The 15,457-nt window shown below is 63.7% G+C and carries 16 protein-coding genes, 1 tRNA gene and 1 pseudogene; 5 read left to right on the top strand and 13 right to left on the bottom strand.

The window, feature by feature from the left end; translation table 11 throughout:
- The first annotated feature begins 2 nt into the window (after positions 1–2).
- A complete protein-coding gene (locus RQ479_RS21825) occupies positions 3–503 on the top strand; it encodes a hypothetical protein (RefSeq protein WP_352466600.1) in 501 nt (166 codons plus the stop codon).
- Between the two features lie 77 nt (positions 504–580).
- Complete coding sequence (locus tag RQ479_RS21820; RefSeq protein ID WP_376702584.1) at positions 581–964, top strand: DUF4087 domain-containing protein; 384 nt, start codon at positions 581–583, stop codon at positions 962–964.
- 129 nt (positions 965–1,093) lie between these two features.
- Here the strand turns inward: RQ479_RS21820 and RQ479_RS21815 are convergent.
- From RQ479_RS21815 to RQ479_RS21775, 9 genes are all read right to left on the bottom strand, one after another.
- Positions 1,094–1,178 (bottom strand) — tRNA-Leu (locus tag RQ479_RS21815).
- A 73-nt stretch (positions 1,179–1,251) separates the two neighbouring features.
- The gene (locus RQ479_RS21810) at positions 1,252–1,872 is read right to left on the bottom strand and encodes a 2,3-bisphosphoglycerate-dependent phosphoglycerate mutase (RefSeq protein ID WP_292658215.1); all 621 of its coding nucleotides are present in this window, start codon (positions 1,870–1,872) and stop codon (positions 1,252–1,254) included.
- Between the two features lie 58 nt (positions 1,873–1,930).
- Positions 1,931–2,764, bottom strand: coding sequence for a 4-hydroxy-tetrahydrodipicolinate reductase (gene dapB / locus RQ479_RS21805; RefSeq protein WP_376702583.1), 834 nt, complete (start codon positions 2,762–2,764; stop codon positions 1,931–1,933).
- Positions 2,761–4,620: an ABC transporter ATP-binding protein gene (locus RQ479_RS21800; RefSeq protein WP_376702582.1), complete on the bottom strand. Its 1,860-nt coding sequence runs from the start codon at positions 4,618–4,620 to the stop codon at positions 2,761–2,763. The genes dapB and RQ479_RS21800 overlap by 4 nt, the downstream gene beginning before the upstream one ends.
- A 119-nt stretch (positions 4,621–4,739) precedes the next feature.
- Positions 4,740–5,765 carry a glucokinase gene (locus RQ479_RS21795; RefSeq protein WP_376702581.1) on the bottom strand — a complete coding sequence of 342 codons (1,026 nt, stop codon included), beginning with the start codon at positions 5,763–5,765 and terminating at the stop codon, positions 4,740–4,742.
- Positions 5,766–5,886: 121 nt separating this feature from the next.
- Positions 5,887–6,981 (bottom strand): penicillin-insensitive murein endopeptidase, encoded by a 1,095-nt coding sequence (gene mepA, locus RQ479_RS21790; RefSeq protein WP_376702580.1) that lies wholly within the window; start codon positions 6,979–6,981, stop codon positions 5,887–5,889.
- Positions 6,982–7,037: 56 nt separating this feature from the next.
- On the bottom strand, positions 7,038–7,946 hold the full coding sequence (locus RQ479_RS21785) for an SDR family oxidoreductase (RefSeq protein WP_376702579.1): 909 nt from the start codon (positions 7,944–7,946) through the stop codon (positions 7,038–7,040).
- Entirely contained in the window at positions 7,943–9,103 is a 1,161-nt protein-coding gene (queG, locus tag RQ479_RS21780) for a tRNA epoxyqueuosine(34) reductase QueG (protein ID WP_376702578.1), read from the bottom strand. Before queG ends, RQ479_RS21785 begins: the two co-directional genes overlap by 4 nt.
- Positions 9,084–9,776, bottom strand: a complete 693-nt coding sequence (locus tag RQ479_RS21775) for a glutathione S-transferase family protein (RefSeq protein WP_023678968.1) — start codon at positions 9,774–9,776, stop codon at positions 9,084–9,086. Before RQ479_RS21775 ends, queG begins: the two co-directional genes overlap by 20 nt.
- A gap of 161 nt (positions 9,777–9,937) precedes the next feature.
- Here RQ479_RS21775 and RQ479_RS21770 point away from each other — a divergent pair, with 161 nt between their 5' ends.
- Complete coding sequence (locus tag RQ479_RS21770; RefSeq protein WP_376702577.1) at positions 9,938–10,744, top strand: undecaprenyl-diphosphate phosphatase; 807 nt, start codon at positions 9,938–9,940, stop codon at positions 10,742–10,744.
- Positions 10,745–10,838: 94 nt separating this feature from the next.
- Positions 10,839–12,083 carry a flavin-containing monooxygenase gene (locus RQ479_RS21765; RefSeq protein ID WP_376702576.1) on the top strand — a complete coding sequence of 415 codons (1,245 nt, stop codon included), beginning with the start codon at positions 10,839–10,841 and terminating at the stop codon, positions 12,081–12,083.
- A gap of 19 nt (positions 12,084–12,102) precedes the next feature.
- Here the strand turns inward: RQ479_RS21765 and RQ479_RS21760 are convergent.
- Positions 12,103–12,297, bottom strand: a pseudogene (locus tag RQ479_RS21760) (hypothetical protein); the annotation flags it as partial.
- Between the two features lie 436 nt (positions 12,298–12,733).
- Positions 12,734–13,693: a complex I NDUFA9 subunit family protein gene (locus RQ479_RS21755; protein WP_376702575.1), complete on the bottom strand. Its 960-nt coding sequence runs from the start codon at positions 13,691–13,693 to the stop codon at positions 12,734–12,736.
- Positions 13,694–13,861: 168 nt separating this feature from the next.
- On the opposite strand from RQ479_RS21755, the gene RQ479_RS21750 reads away from it, so the two are divergent.
- Complete coding sequence (locus tag RQ479_RS21750) at positions 13,862–13,993, top strand: hypothetical protein (protein WP_352913170.1); 132 nt, start codon at positions 13,862–13,864, stop codon at positions 13,991–13,993.
- A 41-nt stretch (positions 13,994–14,034) separates the two neighbouring features.
- On the opposite strand, the gene RQ479_RS21745 is transcribed toward RQ479_RS21750, so the two are convergent.
- Both RQ479_RS21745 and rsmI read right to left on the bottom strand, forming a co-directional pair.
- The gene (locus tag RQ479_RS21745; RefSeq protein WP_352469370.1) at positions 14,035–14,412 is read right to left on the bottom strand and encodes a YraN family protein; all 378 of its coding nucleotides are present in this window, start codon (positions 14,410–14,412) and stop codon (positions 14,035–14,037) included.
- Entirely contained in the window at positions 14,405–15,313 is a 909-nt protein-coding gene (rsmI, locus tag RQ479_RS21740; protein WP_376702574.1) for a 16S rRNA (cytidine(1402)-2'-O)-methyltransferase, read from the bottom strand. Before rsmI ends, RQ479_RS21745 begins: the two co-directional genes overlap by 8 nt.
- Between the last annotated feature and the right edge of the window lie 144 nt (positions 15,314–15,457).

The raw sequence follows: 15,457 nt of genomic DNA, 5'->3' as shown, positions 1-15,457 counted from the left end.
TTGTGAAACGCTACAGATCACTGCCCGCAGTAACGATTGCAGCATCTGCGCTGTTGGCATGTGCTGTGCCGGCGACAGCCCAGGGCGACCTTGGCTTCGACGTCAACGTCACGCTGTCCAAAAAAGCAGCCGCCAAGCTCGCGGCTGAAAAGGAAGGGATCGTTGTCCTCGCCTCCTATTACGGCGACCCGAAGCGAAGCGCCGAGAAGCATGCCAACGAAGTCGGCCAGATCGATCTCACGCCGCAGGACGAAGAGGTCGAGATAGCGGGCACAGCGGGCCACGCCCGCATCAGCGGCACAAAGGTAGACACGAAGCGTCTCGACTGGCTTGCCGGCCCTCCCGAGGTCAACGTCAACGTTGCGTCGGCGCGCAAGAGCAGTCCGGACAATCTGCTCAGCTGCGATTTCATCGACGGTCCACTTAGCGACGTCCAAAAGCAGCCTGTGACGCTTCATTGCGGATTGATCGAAGAAAATGTGGACACGAAGTTGAGGCCATAAGGCTTGCAAAATCATGCCGCCTCGTTACCGGCGCCGACGCAGATTATCGGCGGCATGACCTGCTTTACTCAAGGGAGGTGAAGGTTCTCATGCGCCCATTGTTCGCAATCTGTTTCTGCCTGGCCACCATGTCCTTGCCTGCTGCCGCCCATGCCGAGCGCCGTTGTGGCTGGTACTCCAGCCCGACACCCGGCAACCTCGTCCTGACCGACAGTGACGGGGATTGGTGGATCCAGATGCAGGGACGGCCGGATCCCAAAGGCATCGACAATGTGCCGGCCTTTGACGAGCGGCAATTCGTCGAGACCAATGTGCCTGGTTCGGGCCACGGCTACGGATGCGCGTGCATGACCGTCGTAACCAACGCCAACCAACAGAAGATCACCAGAGTGATCTCGGGCCGAATCCTTCCGCTGGTGCGCTGTCGCAACGACAGATCGCTGCCTAACCCGGACGAATAATCATTGGATATCTTGTGGATGCCAAGGGCGACGGCGGACAGCCCAGGACATCAGGTCAAGAAAAAACCCGGCAAAACCGGGCTTTTTCTTGGGTCTCCGAACCCTGTCAAAAAGTTCGAAACGGGAATTTGGTGCCCAGAAGAGGACTCGAACCTCCACTCCTTGCGGAACACGGACCTGAACCGTGCGCGTCTACCAATTCCGCCATCTGGGCTGGTGCGCGCTCATTAAGCGGGCAAGGGATGAGTGTCAACGCGCTTTTTTGAAAGCCGCGTTCCTTCTCCGGCTCAATGCTCCAGCACTTCCTTCGACGCCACCGTGGAATCGGCGTTGAGCGTGTAGATGATCGGCACGCCGGTGCCGAGTTCGAGCTTGACGATCTCCTCGCCCGATTTGCCGTCCAGCGCCATGATCAGCGCGCGCAGCGAATTGCCGTGCGCCGCCACCAGCACGGTGCCGCCGCGCAGCACATGCGGCTGCAGATCGTGCAGGTAATAGGGCCAGACGCGCGCGCCGGTATCCTTCAGGCTCTCCCCGCCGGGCGGCGCCACGTCGTAGGAGCGGCGCCATATATGCACCTGCTCCTCGCCCCATTTCTTGCGCGCATCATCCTTGTTGAGGCCGGAGAGATCGCCATAGTCGCGCTCGTTCAGCGCCTGGTCGCGAATGGTCTCGAGGTCGCTCTGGCCGACGGCGTCAAGAATATGCTGGCAGGTCTTCTGCGCCCGGATCAGCGACGACGTGAAGGCGATGTCGAATTTCATGCCACGCGCCTTCAGTTTGGCGCCGGCTTGCTTGGCCTCGGCATGGCCCAATTCGGTCAGGTCGACGTCGCGCCAGCCGGTAAAAAGGTTCTTCAGGTTCCATTCGCTCTGGCCGTGGCGCACGAGCACGAGAGTTCTCGACATATTTGCTCCTTCAAATTTTGTGGATCAGCCAAATCTGTGGATCAGCCAAGTCTGTGGATCAGCTTGTCAGGCCGAGCACGTCCCGCATCGAATACAGGCCTGGCTTGCGGCCGCGCGCCCACAGGGCTGCCTTGACCGCGCCGCGGGCAAAGATCGCCCGGTCTTCGGCGTGGTGGGCGAGCGTGATGCGCTCGCCGATACCGGCCAGCACCACACTGTGGTCGCCGACCACCGAGCCGCCACGCAGGCTGGCGAAACCGATCGACCCTGCCTTGCGCACGCCGGTGTGGCCGTCGCGCACGCGAACATCGTTGCCGGCAAGTGCTACGCCGCGCCCGGCAGCGGCGGCTTCGCCGAGCAGCAGCGCCGTGCCCGACGGCGCATCGACCTTGTGCCGGTGGTGCATTTCGAGGATCTCGATGTCGAAATCGTCGGCATCGAGCGCGCGCGCCGCCTGCTCAACCAGCACCGCCAGCAGATTGACGCCGAGGCTCATATTGCCTGACTTGACGATCGTCGCGTGCCGCGCCGCCGCCGCGATCCTGGCATTGTCTTCGGCCGAGCAGCCGGTGGTGCCGATGACATGGGCGATGCGCGCCTGCGCCGCATAGCCGGCGAATTCGACGGTCGCTGCCGGCGTGGTGAAATCGAGCACGCCGTCGGCCTTGGCGAAGGCCGGCAGCGGATCGTCGCCGATCGCCACCTCGAGCCTGCCGACGCCGGCCAGCTCGCCGGCATCCTTGCCGATATGGGGCGAACCGGCCCGCTCGATGGCGCCGGCGACGCGGGCGCCCGGTATCGTGTGGATGGCGCGGATCAGCGCCTGGCCCATGCGGCCGGCCGCGCCCACCACCACCAGGCCCATTTCACTAACGGTCGAAGTGTCACTCATGAATGTCTCCCGGCCGCCTTTTTCGCGTGACCATTTTGCGCCGCAGTCTGGATTGGCTTGCCGTCATCGACAAGCCCCAGCCCTTTCCTGCCCTGCACCCGGTGGAACCGGGCATAGACGCTGTGCGGGTCGGCCATCAACGAGGCATGCGTGCCCTGTTCGACCAGCCGGCCCTGCTCCAGGACGATGATATGGTCGGCATTGACCACCGTCGACAGCCGGTGCGCGATGACGATGGTGGTGCGCCCTTCCATGACATGGGTCAGCGCCTGCTGGACGCGGGCCTCGGCCTCGTTGTCGAGCGCCGAGGTGGCTTCGTCGAGCAGCAGGATCGGCGCCTGCCGCACGATGGCGCGGGCAATCGATACGCGCTGGCGCTGGCCGCCCGACAGCGTCACGCCGTTCTCGCCGACGGGCGTGTCGTAGCCTTGCGGCTGCTGGCGGATGAAATCGTCGGCCGCGGCCTGTTGCGCGGCGCGTTCAATCTCGGCGTCGGTGGCGCTCAGCCTGCCGTAGCGGATGTTGTCGCGGATGGTGCCTTCGAACAGATAAGGCTGCTGCGAAACATAGGCGATCGAGCCGCGCAGCGAATGCTTGGTGACCTTTGAAATGTCCTGGCCGTCGATTTTGATGCTGCCCGACTCGACGTCGTAGAAGCGCTGCAGCAGCGCAACCAGTGTCGTCTTGCCGGCGCCCGAGGCGCCGACGATGGCGGTCACCTTGCCGGCGGCAGCGACAAAGCTCAGATCCTGCAGGACCGGTGCCTCCTCGACATAGCGGAAGGACACGTTGTTGAAGCGCACTTCGCCAGAGGTGAATTTCGCCTCGGCGGCTGCCGGCACGTCACCCTGCTGCGGCTCAAGGTCGAGAAGCTCGTAGATCATGCGCGCATTGACCAGCGATTTTTCCATGCCAACCTGCATACGCGCCAACCGCCTCGCCGGATCATAGGCAAGAAGCAGGGCGGTGATGAAGGCAAACACCGCGCCCGGCGGCTGGCCGCCGACGGTCGCCCGGTAGCCAGAATAGGCGATGACGCCGGCGACGGCGAAGCCGGCCAGCATTTCGGAGATCGGCGTCAGCCGTTCCGAGACGCGGGCGATCTTGTTTGCCCGCTGCTCGGCGCCCGCGACGAGGCCGCCGATGCGGCGCGACAGCTCGTCTTCCAGGGTGAAGGCCTTGACGATAGCGATGCCTTGCGTCGCTTCCTGCATCGCGCCGATCAGCCGCGAGTTGATCTGCACCGATTCACGGGTGATGCGACGCACCCGGCGCATCAGATAGGTGACACTGTAGATCAAAGGCGGGCCGATCAGCAGCGACATCGCCGAGAGCATCGGGTCCTGCCAGATCATGACGCCGACCAGCGCGACAAGCGATACGGCATCGCGCGCCAGCGATGTCAGCGTCATCGACAGGAGATCGCGGATGCCGTTGACGTTCTCATTGATCTGCGCGGCGAGCCGGCCCGAGCGGGTGTCGTTGAAGAAGCTGACGCCGAGCTTCATCAGATGGTCGAAGATGCGGCGTTGATAGCGCGCCACCAGATTGTTGCCGATTTTGGCCAGCGTCACTGCCTGGCCGTAGCTGGCCAGCCCGCGCAGCATGAAGGCGGCCAGGATCGACACGCTGATCAGCGCGATAAGATCGCCGCGCTGTTGGTAGAAGATCTGATCGATGACATCCTTCATGATCCAGGCTGTGAAGGCGGTCGTCGCCGCGATCGTCACCAGGCACAGCACGGCAAGAGCATAGTACCAGCGATAATCGCGGCTGTTCTCGGCGATGATGCGGCGGATCACCGCCACGATCTCGCTGGGACGGACTTTCCCTTTGGTTGGTGCTGGAAGTGTCAAGTTGGAGCGCTTTGTGGTTTCGGTTCGGCCGGGCTGCAATTCGGCAACCTCTTAACGCTGCAATGGCGGCTTGCCTATGGCCGGGGACGGCGAAACTTCGTCGCGGCGCAGCTTATGTCCTAGACCCGCCAGCGCCGCCCCGCCGTCTGCACGCCGAACAGCGACGGATTTCTGGCATAGGCGGCCAGTCCTAAAAGCGCCGCCAGCGGATGGGTGATGACATAGACCGGCATGCTGCGCATCAGGGCGCTGTGCGGCGCCTTGTCCTCAAAGGCGGCGCGGAAATTACCGGTGCGCAGTGCCGGCAGGATTTTTTGCGCGATGCCGCCGGTGAGAAACACGCCGCCGCGGCTCATGAACACCAGAGCGAGGTCGCCGGCGGTGCGCCCCAGGCAAGTGACGAAGATCGACAGCGCTTCTTCGGCCACCGGATCGTTCTTTGCCAGCGCCGCGGCGGTGACCTCGGCAGGCGTGGTGAAGGGCGACGGCTTGCCGTCCGCCTTGGCCACCGCCCGGTAGGCATTGACCAGGCCGCGCCCGGACAGGATCTGTTCGCCGGAGATGCGGCCCTCGAGCTTCTCGATATGCGGAAACACCTGGAAATCGCGCGGCGAGCGCGGGCCGATATCCATATGGCCGCCCTCGCCGGGTACCGGTATCCAGTGATGCAGCGCATAGACCAGCCCGGCGACGCCGAGCCCCGTTCCCGGGCCGAGCACCACCCGCCCGGAATTCGGTTCCGGCCCGTCACCGCCGATCTTCTCCATATGCTCTTCGCCGAGCGCGACGACAGCCAGCGCCTGTGCCTCGAAGTCGTTGAGCACCACGACGTCGCTGAGACCGAGACTGGCAAACATCTGTCTCGGCTTGACGATCCATGGGCAATTGGTAAGCGGGATCTCGTCGCTTTCGACAGGACCGGCTACCGCCAGCACAGCTGAATTCGGCCGGACCGACGAGCGGTCGAGCACGGCCGACTGGATCGCCTCGTCTATCGTATTGAAGTTGGCGGTCTGGACGATCGTCGGCTCGCCGGCTTCGGAATTCGCGTCAAGCACGATCGAGAAGCGCGCATTGGTGCCGCCTATGTCGCCGATCAGGATCGGAAATCGCAACAGAGTGTCGTCGTCGCTTACGCCTGGCATGCTCTCGTCCGTTCCCGACGCGTATCGCCGTTCTCTCGTTGACTAGCGCATGACCGCAAAAAGGGAAATCGGTTTTCGAAGTGGAGATGCACGGATGCAGACAGCGAACGCGCTGCCCGCATCAGTGCCCCGGTCGTGGCCGCGGCAGCGGAATGCCGATCTCGGGGGTCGCCACAAAGGCGTTCGCCGAGGCTGGAAGCGCTGCCGCGCCGGCTGCGACCGTCGGCGGCGGAGAAGCTTCTGCCGCGAGTGCGGGTTCGGCCGAAATCGGTACGCCGTCGCCGTAGTAGGTGACTGCTTCCGCCGAGGCCGGAGCCGGCGCGTCGAGCACGAACTGGCATTGCCTGGGCAGGTTCGCCATCGTCATCACGTCGCGTGCCTTCGGCTTGTCCGGATTCTTGTTGGGGCGCCACGGCTCCTCGGTGAACCACCAGGCCAGCGCCTGGTCGCAGCCATCGCCCGACGCCGTCGCTTCCTGCGCCTTGCAGTCGGGTGACCCAGGCTGGCAGCCGATGCGAATGTGGAAGTGGTAATCGTGGCCCCAGAACGGCCTGACCTTGCGCAACCAGCTGCGGTCGCCTTTGACCGTGTCGCAGAGCTTCTTCTTGATCCCAGGATTGACCAGGATGCGCTCTACTTCGGGATAGCTCGCGGCGAGCTTCAACAGCCGCGTATGCATCGGCGTCCACAGCCCGTCCTTTACCAGATGGGTCTTTTCATCGACCATCAAGGTAGCGCTGATGTTTTCGCGCTCTTCGGTCGAAAGCTTGCGGTCGGGCATCGGCGTCAGCCAGATGTCGGCGTCGAGGCCGATCTGGTGCGAGGCATGGCCGCTCAGCATCGGCCCGCCGCGCGGTTGCGAGATGTCGCCGATCAACAGGCCCGGCCAGCCGTCGGCCGCGGCATCGCGCGATAGTTTCTCGATCATCGCGATCATCGCCGGATGGCCCCAGCGGCGGTTGCGCGACGGCCGCATCACCTCCCAATGCCGGCCGTCCAGGGGCAGGGCGACGCCGCCGGAAAAACAGCCTTTGGAATAAAAGCCAATCGATTGCGCTGCTGCGAGTGCCGGCAGCTTTTTGGCGCCGAACAGGTCTTTTGCTCGTTCCTCGGCGCTCGTCGTCTGCGCTGCAAGCGCCGTCAAGCCGGCGACCGCCAGTGCTGCCGAAAGCAGCAGCGTTTTGCCGGGCAACGCTCGCTTTAACGTCTTCCCCAAGCTGGACCCCTCCGCGATTTGAACCGCATCATACCACGCCCCGCGCAACGTATCGATCACGACCGTTTCATCGGGCTGCGCGCCTCGCCGTCGCGCCAGTCGCCGCTTGCCCACATGGCATCGAGAGCCGAGCGGTAGTCAGGGAAGCGAAAGCCATAGCCGGCCGCCTTGATCGCTGCGTTGGTGACACGTTTGTTCTCGCCATAGAAAGATCGCGCCATGGGCGAAAGTTGGGCGGTCTCGAACGGAATTTCGGGCGGCGGCTCGATGCCCATCAATCGGGCGGCATAGGCGACGACATCCTGCGGCGGCGCCGGCAGGTCGTCGGTGACGTTGAAGATGCCGCCGCGATTGCCTTCGGCGAGATGCCAGAGCGTGCCGGCAATATCGTCGCAATGGATGCGGTTGAACACCTGGCCCGGCTTGACCAACCGCCGGGCGGTGCCGTTTTCCAGATTGACCAGGGCATTGCGGCCTGGCCCATAAATGCCGGAAAGCCGCAGGATCGCCACCGGCCGGCCGACGTCGTGGCCCAGTTTCAACCAATCCTGCTCGGCGGCAACCCTCATCACTGATCGCTTCGATACTGGCCGGCATTCGGCGGCTTCGTCCACCCAATGGCCGCCATGGTCGCCATAGACGCCGACGGTGGAGAGATAGGCGATCCATTCGAGCTCCGGAATGTTGGCCGCGATCACCTCGCGTGCCGCGCCCAGCACCGGGTCGCCGGCCTCGTCCGGCGCGACCGAGACGACGAGATGGGTTGTCTTCCCAAGCGCATCGCCGATTTCGGAGGTCAGCGTGCCATCGAAACGCAGCGGCACGATACCGGCTTGCCGCAGCGCCGCGAATTTTTCCAGCGACCGTGTTGTACCGAAGATCGTTGTGTCGGCATCCCTGTTGGCGCGGGCGAAGGCCCTGCCCGAATAACCGGCGCCGAAGATGAAAATCTGCTGTTTTGTCATGTATGCGCCTCGATCGGCTTTGGTAGGGCCAGAAGCCATTCGCCTCTCACAGCCTCGTCATCTTCTGCTTGCAAAGCGGTTGCGGCACGTTCGGCAAATTCCCGACCCGGCACCAGCCGCGACAGCGCCCATACCGCGGCTCCGCGAACCAGGGGCGAGGCGTCGTCGAGCAGCGCCTGAACGGCGCCGGCCAGCGACAAGTCCTGGGAATTGCCGGCCGCGATCAGCACGTTGCGGATAAAACGGTCGCGGCCGATGCGCTTGACCGGCGAGCCCGAAAAAAGCGCGCGGAAGGCAGTGTCGTCGAGGCGCAGCAGATCCGCGATCGGCGGTTCGCGCAAGTCCGCGCGGGCGGCAAGCTTTGCCTCCGAAGCAGCTTGGGCGAACTTGTTCCACGGACAGGCGGCCAGGCAGTCGTCGCAGCCATAGATGCGATTGCCGATCTTTTCCCGGAACTCATGTGGGATCGGCCCTTTGTTCTCGATGGTGAGGTAGGAAATGCAGCGCCGCGCATCGAGCCGATAGGGCGCCGGAAAGGCATCGGTCGGGCAGGCGTCGAGGCAGGCCCGGCAGGAGCCGCAATGATCGTCCTCCGCCGCGTCCGGCACCAGTTCGGCCGTCGTGAAGATGGTGCCGAGGAACAGCCAGGAGCCATGCGCGCGGCTGACCAGGTTGGTGTGCTTGCCTTGCCAGCCGAGGCCGGCCGACTCGGCCAGCGGCTTTTCCATCACCGGCGCGGTGTCGACAAACACTTTCACGTCACCGCCGGCGCGCGCCACGATCTTGCCGGCTATCTCCTTCAGCCGGCCTTTCATCACGTCATGATAGTCGCGGTTCTGCGCATAGGCCGAGATCGCGCCGCGGTCGCGCTTTGCCAGCACCTCGCGTGGGTCGTGGTCGGGGCCGTAATTCATCGCCAGCACGATGATCGAGCGGACCTCTGGCCAAAGCGCCGCTGGTTTGCCTCGCCGCTCGAGCGTTTCGGCAATCCAGCCCATCGAGCCGTGAAAGCCGTCGGCAACGAATTCGGCCAGCCGTTCCGGCGCCTGCGGAATCGCATCGGGCGTGGTGACGGCAACGGCGTCAAAGCCGGCGTTCCGCGCCTCGCGGTCGATCAGCGCGCGCAGCTTTGCCGTATCAGAAATCGAGGTCCGCATAGTGTGACACCGGCGACAGGCCACGCACCCGGTCGGACAGAAGCGGCCGGAACGAAGGCCGTGATTTCACCCTTGTATACCATTCGCGTGCGGCGCTGTGTTCGCGCCAGTCGATCTCGCCGAGATAGTCGAGCACCGACAGTGCTGCTGCCGCCGCGAGATCGGCATAGGTGACCTTGTTGCCGGCCAGCCAATGACGGGTGCCGGCCAGCCAGTTGGTGTATTTCATGTGCTGGCGGATATTGGCGCGGGCGGCGCGGATCGCCGCCGAATCGGGCGATCCGCCGCCTGCCGTTTCCGGCATGACCGGCTTCAGGACGCGCTCGCGCACCAGATGCCGGGTAACCTCGCTTTCCGCCTTGTTGAGGTACCAGTCGGTCAGCCGGCGGATTTCGGCGCGCTCCATCGGATCCTCGGCGAATAGCCGCTTGTCGCGCTTGAGTACGCCGCGCGTCTCGTCGAGATATTCGGCAATGACCACTGCGCCGACGATCGGCACGTCGCCTTCGGCGAGCAGGATCGGCAACGTGCCGGCCGGGTTCAGCGCCAGGAACTCCTTGCGCCGCGTCCACGGCTTCTCTTCGATCAGCGCCAGTTCCTCGCCATACTCGCCAAAGGCGAGGCGGACGAAGCGGCAGCTGGCGAACATCGGATGGTGGAAAAGCGTCAGCATGGTCCCGCGATAATAAAGCGCACTGGCAAATCGCCGGCTGCGCCGGTAAGTCTTGGCCGCCCGATTCTAGGGGCTGTCAGGGTGCTGCGACCTATAGGGGGAGTTCCGTGCCGTGACAAGCAAGCCGTTTCTCAAGCTCTCACTCCAACGCCGAGGTTGCCATGGAAAGCCAGACCGTCGTCGAAGCGCTGCTGCTCGGCCTGCTCGAGGGCTTGACCGAGTTCATTCCGGTATCTTCGACCGGTCACATCCTTCTTGCCGGCCATTTCCTCGGCTTTCATTCGACCGGAAAGGCCTTCGAAATCCTGATCCAGCTCGGCGCCATATTGGCGATCCTCAGCGTCTACTTCCGCCGTCTCTGGAAGATGCTGCTCGAACTGCCCTACGACCGGCTGACGCGGCATTTCGTCCTTGGCATCCTCATCGCATTCCTGCCTGCGGCAATCATAGGCGCGCTGGCGCATGATTTCATCAAGACGGTGCTATTCGAATCGCCGCGGCTGATCTGCACCATGCTGATCATCGGCGGTGTCATCCTGCTGTTGGTCGATCGCATGAAGCCGAAGCCGTATTACCACGATGTCGAGCGGTTTCCGACCAGGCTTTATCTGCAGATCGGGCTGTTTCAGTGCTTGTCGCTAATCCCCGGCACGTCGCGCTCCGGCTCGACAATCGTCGGCGCGCTGCTGCTCGGTGTCGACAAGCGGGCGGCGGCGGAATTCTCGTTCTTCCTTGCCATCCCGACGATGGTCGGCGCCTTCGCCTTCGACCTGTTCAAGAACCGCAATGTGCTGAGCAGTGCCGACCTGCCCATAATCACCGTCGGCTTCGTCGCCGCCTTCGTCACCGCGCTAATCGTCGTGCGGTTCCTGCTCGACTACGTCTCGCGCCATGGCTATGCGCTGTTCGGCTGGTGGCGGCTGGTCGTCGGCATCGTCGGCCTGACGGGGCTGGCCATCTGGGGATGAGCCGGCGCGGATAACGCAATCCCAGCCGGAACTCTATTCTTGCCCCAAGCCGAGCCATACGATCTTGTGGACGTATGGTTGGCAGGGGGAATGCATGAGCGAAGTTCTTGACGCCCTCGTTATTGGCGCCGGGCCGGCGGGGCTCGGCGTCAGCTATTTCTTGAAACGGCGGGGCCGCGACCACCGTGTGCTCGATCGGGGCCGGATCGGCGAAACGTGGCGAACGCAGCGATGGAACTCGTTTCGACTGAATTCGCCGACCATTCGCTCCATCTTACCCGGTGATTCCTACGAGGGGCCCGAACCGTGGGGCGCGATAACCCACCACGAGTTTGTCGCGTATCTCGAAGGCTATGCCGAGCGGCACCGCCTGCCGGTAAGCACCCAAACTCCAGTACATGAGCTGACGAGAGACGATGGGATCTTTCGCATCACCACGACGGACGGGGCGTTTCTGGCGCGCAATGTGGTGATCGCCACTGGCGACCAAAATCGGCAGGTTCGGCCACCAGGATCGACTGACTTGCCAACCGCAATTCGCCAAGTCGATTCCTCGGCTTATCGCAACCCGGCCGAGTTCGAGAGTGGCGCGGTGCTGGTGGTAGGCAGCGGCCAGTCGGGCGGCCAGATCGCCGAGGATCTGGCGCTGGCCGGACGTGTGGTCTTTTTGGCGACCAGCCGCAACGGCCGTTGGGTGCGGCGCTACCGCGGGGGCAACATACTTAAATGGCTGACGCTGTCCGGGTTTCTCGACGTCCCGCGCAAGGAACTCGTCCTTCCCTCCGGCAAGCTGCAGGCCCGCGCGCTGGTCGGCGCGACCCACACGATCAGCCTGCAATCGCTGAGCGCGCAGGGCGTGGTGCTGCTCGGCCGCTTCAGGGGTGTGGAGAATGGCAACCTCGTATTCGGCGACGAGCTCGACGACCATATGCGATTTGCCGACGAGGTTTCGGCGGATGCCAAGCGCCTGGTTGACGAGTACATAGCGCGCGCCGGCCTCGATGCGCCACTGGCCGAGGACGATCCGGGTGAGACGATTGAACCGCGCTTGCCCGATCCGCCGATCCGCTCCCTCGACTGGACGGCGAGCGGCATCAGATCGGTGGTCTGGTGCACGGGCTTCACCGGCGATTTCTCATGGGTCCGGCTTCCCGGCGCCCTCGATGCGGCCGGCCAGCCCGTCCACGAGGATGGCGTCGGCGCTGTTCCAGGTCTCTTTTTCGCCGGCCTCGATTTCGGATCGACGCGGAAGTCGGGCACCATACCGGCCATTCCAGAGGAGGCGGCCGCCGTCGTGGAGCGACTTGTCCAAAGCGGGAGCCGACTTGCCACGGAATGACGTCTAAACGAGCCGTCGCCTAGTTCCGCCCGTAGAAAACGTTCTTGACATGCACCGGCCAGCGCCACGGCAGCACCGCCACCATGTCAAAGCGCACCGACAATTTTCCGTGGTCCGATTGGCGCGACAGCCAGAAATCGGCGGCGCCTTCGATACGGCGCTCCGATTCGCGGCCGACTGCATCCATTGCCTCCATCAGCGTGCGGCGGCCTTGACCTCGGCGCGTCTTGACCTCGGCTGGTCGTCGTCGGGCTGACAACACTGGCCATATGGGGGTGAGCCGGCGCAGTCATTCGGAATGCTCGCCATGGAGACGCCAAAGGAGGTGCATCAAGGCGCGCGATCGGTCAGCGCGCTCGCACCTTCCTCCGCGGCGCAATGTGCGCAGCAGTAGATGATGTCATCCTGTTCGACGCCATGTCCGATGATCCGGCATCCGCAATGCGGACACGTCGGAGCAAGTTTCTGGACCGCACATTCGAAGCTATCGAATGTGTAGGTCTCGTCGGCCATCGTCACTTTGAAAGCCTTGTCGTAGTCATTCCCGCATTGATCGCATCTGGCCATAGTTCGTTTCCTTCTTTCATTGGCTTCAAGCTCGACCAACCTGTCGCGCGGCGATAGGTTCCCGCCGGGATCAGGGGGCCGTCCTAAGGCGGAGACGAGCGCGAGCCTACACCACGGCGCTGTTCGATCACGCGGATCACCTCGTCGATATCCCGCGGCTCGATGTCGAGTTCCTTCAGGCCCGGCGCGTCATTTGCTGCCACATTATCCTGACGCATAAGATCGATCTGGTTGCGCGTGATGGGGGCAGCCGGGAGGAGTTCCGCGACGCCAGCCAAGGCGTTCCATACCGCAAACGGCACCGGCATCAGCTTGACGTGCGTATCGAGCTGTCGGGCGATCTCCCGAAGCAGTTCCTTATAGGTATAGATACGCGGGCCACCGAATTCGAATATGGATGAACCCATGTGGCTCCGCCCGTCGATCAGCCGGCTCACTGCTTCTGCGACGTCTGCCACATAGACCGGCTGAAGCCGTGTGCCACCATCGCCGAACAGCGGATAGACCGGCAGGAGGCGTATCATCCTCACAATGGTCGTGAGGAAAGCGTCGTCAGGTCCTGTCATGACGGCGGGGCGCACAATGAAAGCGCCGGGAAATGCGCTTTCCACGGCAACTTCTCCGCGCCCACGTGCCCTTATATAATTCGAATCCGATTGAGGATCGGAGCCGATCCCTGAAATCTGGACGAACTGATCGATCTCGCCGTTGCGCGACGCGGCGGCGAGATCGGCCGCGGCTTTCACATGGACGCGTTCAAAGGTCTGGACGCCCTGCTCGACGTAAAGACTGACAGCATTCACGATCGCCTGTGATCCGATAATGGCCGACCCGATCGAGGACGCATCCAATATATCCGCCTCGACTGCCTCGGGCATCCTTGTACTCGAGGAAAAGACTAGGGCCACGCGAGCCGGATGGCGAGATGCGGCACGGACCGTGAAACCCCTTTCCAGGAGCCGCTTCACGATCCTGCGCCCGAGAAAGCCAGTTCCGCCGAACACGGTGACGATCCGTTCCGGGTTGAGATCGTCAGGATCCATTTGCCTCGCCATCCCTTGTCCTCGCATAGCTGCCGCGAGGACTGCCCTGGCTGGCATTTGAACCAGCCCGTCGAACATCAGGACGATTGGAGAACAACGCAGGAACGCTTTTGTTCCAGTCAGGTAGACAAACCGAACGATTGAGCGAACGCAGGTGAGCGCCGGCACATGATCGAGGCTGCCGACGAAAAACCCCGAATGCCTCCTACCGGACGTCCGCTTTTGCGCGGCGCATCGAAGGTCAGCAAATGGCGCGACTTCCTTGTTCCCATCGACGAGACGACAGGCAACATAATCTGAACCGGAGATCGCAGCAAAACCGACCCCACTTCGGGAATAGCCTAGCTCCGCCCGTAGAAAACGTTCTCGACATGCACCGGCCAGCGCCACGGCAGTACCGCCACCATGTCGAAGCGCACCGATAATTTTCCGTAGTCGGATTGGCGCGACAGCCAGAAATCGGCGGCGCCTTCGATGCGGCGCTCCGATTCGCGGCCGACTGCTTCCATTGCCTCCATCAGGGTGCGGCGCGCCTTGACCTCGACGATCAGCACCAGATCGCCGCGCCGCGCGATCAGGTCGATCTCACCGAACCTGGTGCGGTGGCGGCGGGCAAGAATTCGGTAGCCTTTCAGCATCAGCGCCGCCGCCGCCAGCCATTCACCATGATGGCCGCGCCGGTAGGCCTTTTGCCGGCTGGCGCTCGGCCGTTCAGCCATCGCGGTTTCCGTTATCCCTGAGTTCGAGCAGGCGCCGGTAGAGCGCCTGTTTCTGGCCACCCGTCATCTTGGCGGCTTCCGCCGCTGCCTTGGAGGCCGGCATCTCGGCGGCGAGCGAAAGCAGAAGCCGGTCGATGTCTTCAGGCTCATCAGCGACCACATCCGCCGGGCCGACGCAGATGACGATTTCGCCTTTCGGCGTATCAGCTGCGGCGTAATGGCTGGCGAGCGACTGGAGGGTGCCGGTCCGCATCTCCTCGAAAGTCTTGGTCAGCTCGCGGCCGATCGCCGCCTTGCGGGCACCGCCCAGTGCCTCGACCATGGCATTGAGCGTCTCGGCCAGCCGGCGCGGCGATTCGAAGAAGATCAACGTTGCCGGCACCGCCTTCAACGCTTCCAGCCGCGTCAGCCGCTGCCCGGTCTTCACCGGCAGGAAGCCGGCAAACAGAAAGGCGTCCGAAGGCAGGCCGGATGCCGTCAGAGCGGCAAGTGGCGCCGACGGTCCGGGGATCGGCACGACACGAATGCCGCGTTCCAGCGCCTCGCCGACCAGCCGGTAGCCGGGGTCGGAGATGAGCGGCGTGCCGGCATCCGAGATCAGCGCTACGCTCTGCCCGGCCTCGAGTGCCGCGATCAGCTTCGGCCCGGCCTCGCCGGCATTGTGCTCGTGGTAGGCGGTGGTACGGCGGCGGATGCCGTAGCGGTCGAGCAGCACGCGGCTGACACGTGTGTCCTCGCAGGCGACGATATCAGCGGCGGCGAGCGTTTCCAGCGCGCGCAGCGTGATGTCGGCGAGATTGCCGATCGGCGTCGCCACCAGATAGAGCGCCGGCTCGAGCGGCCGGGCGGCAATCTCGATCTGCCCGACCACATAACTGCGTTTGGCCAATTCGCCGGACACCTGCACAACTCCGTTCGACCCTGTTTGGCACGGCTTACGCTTGGTTGCAAAAGCTTGGGTTGCAAAGCCCGGGTTCCAAAAGGGATGCCGACGTGAACCAGCCGCCATGCCTTCGCCATAGTAGGGAACGAAACCGTTGCCGGC

The organism is Mesorhizobium sp. ISC25 (assembly GCF_042295465.1).
GTDB lineage: Bacteria > Pseudomonadota > Alphaproteobacteria > Rhizobiales > Rhizobiaceae > Mesorhizobium.
Note: the sequence above shows the minus strand (reverse complement) of the source record. Positions and strands in the feature narration are given on the sequence as shown.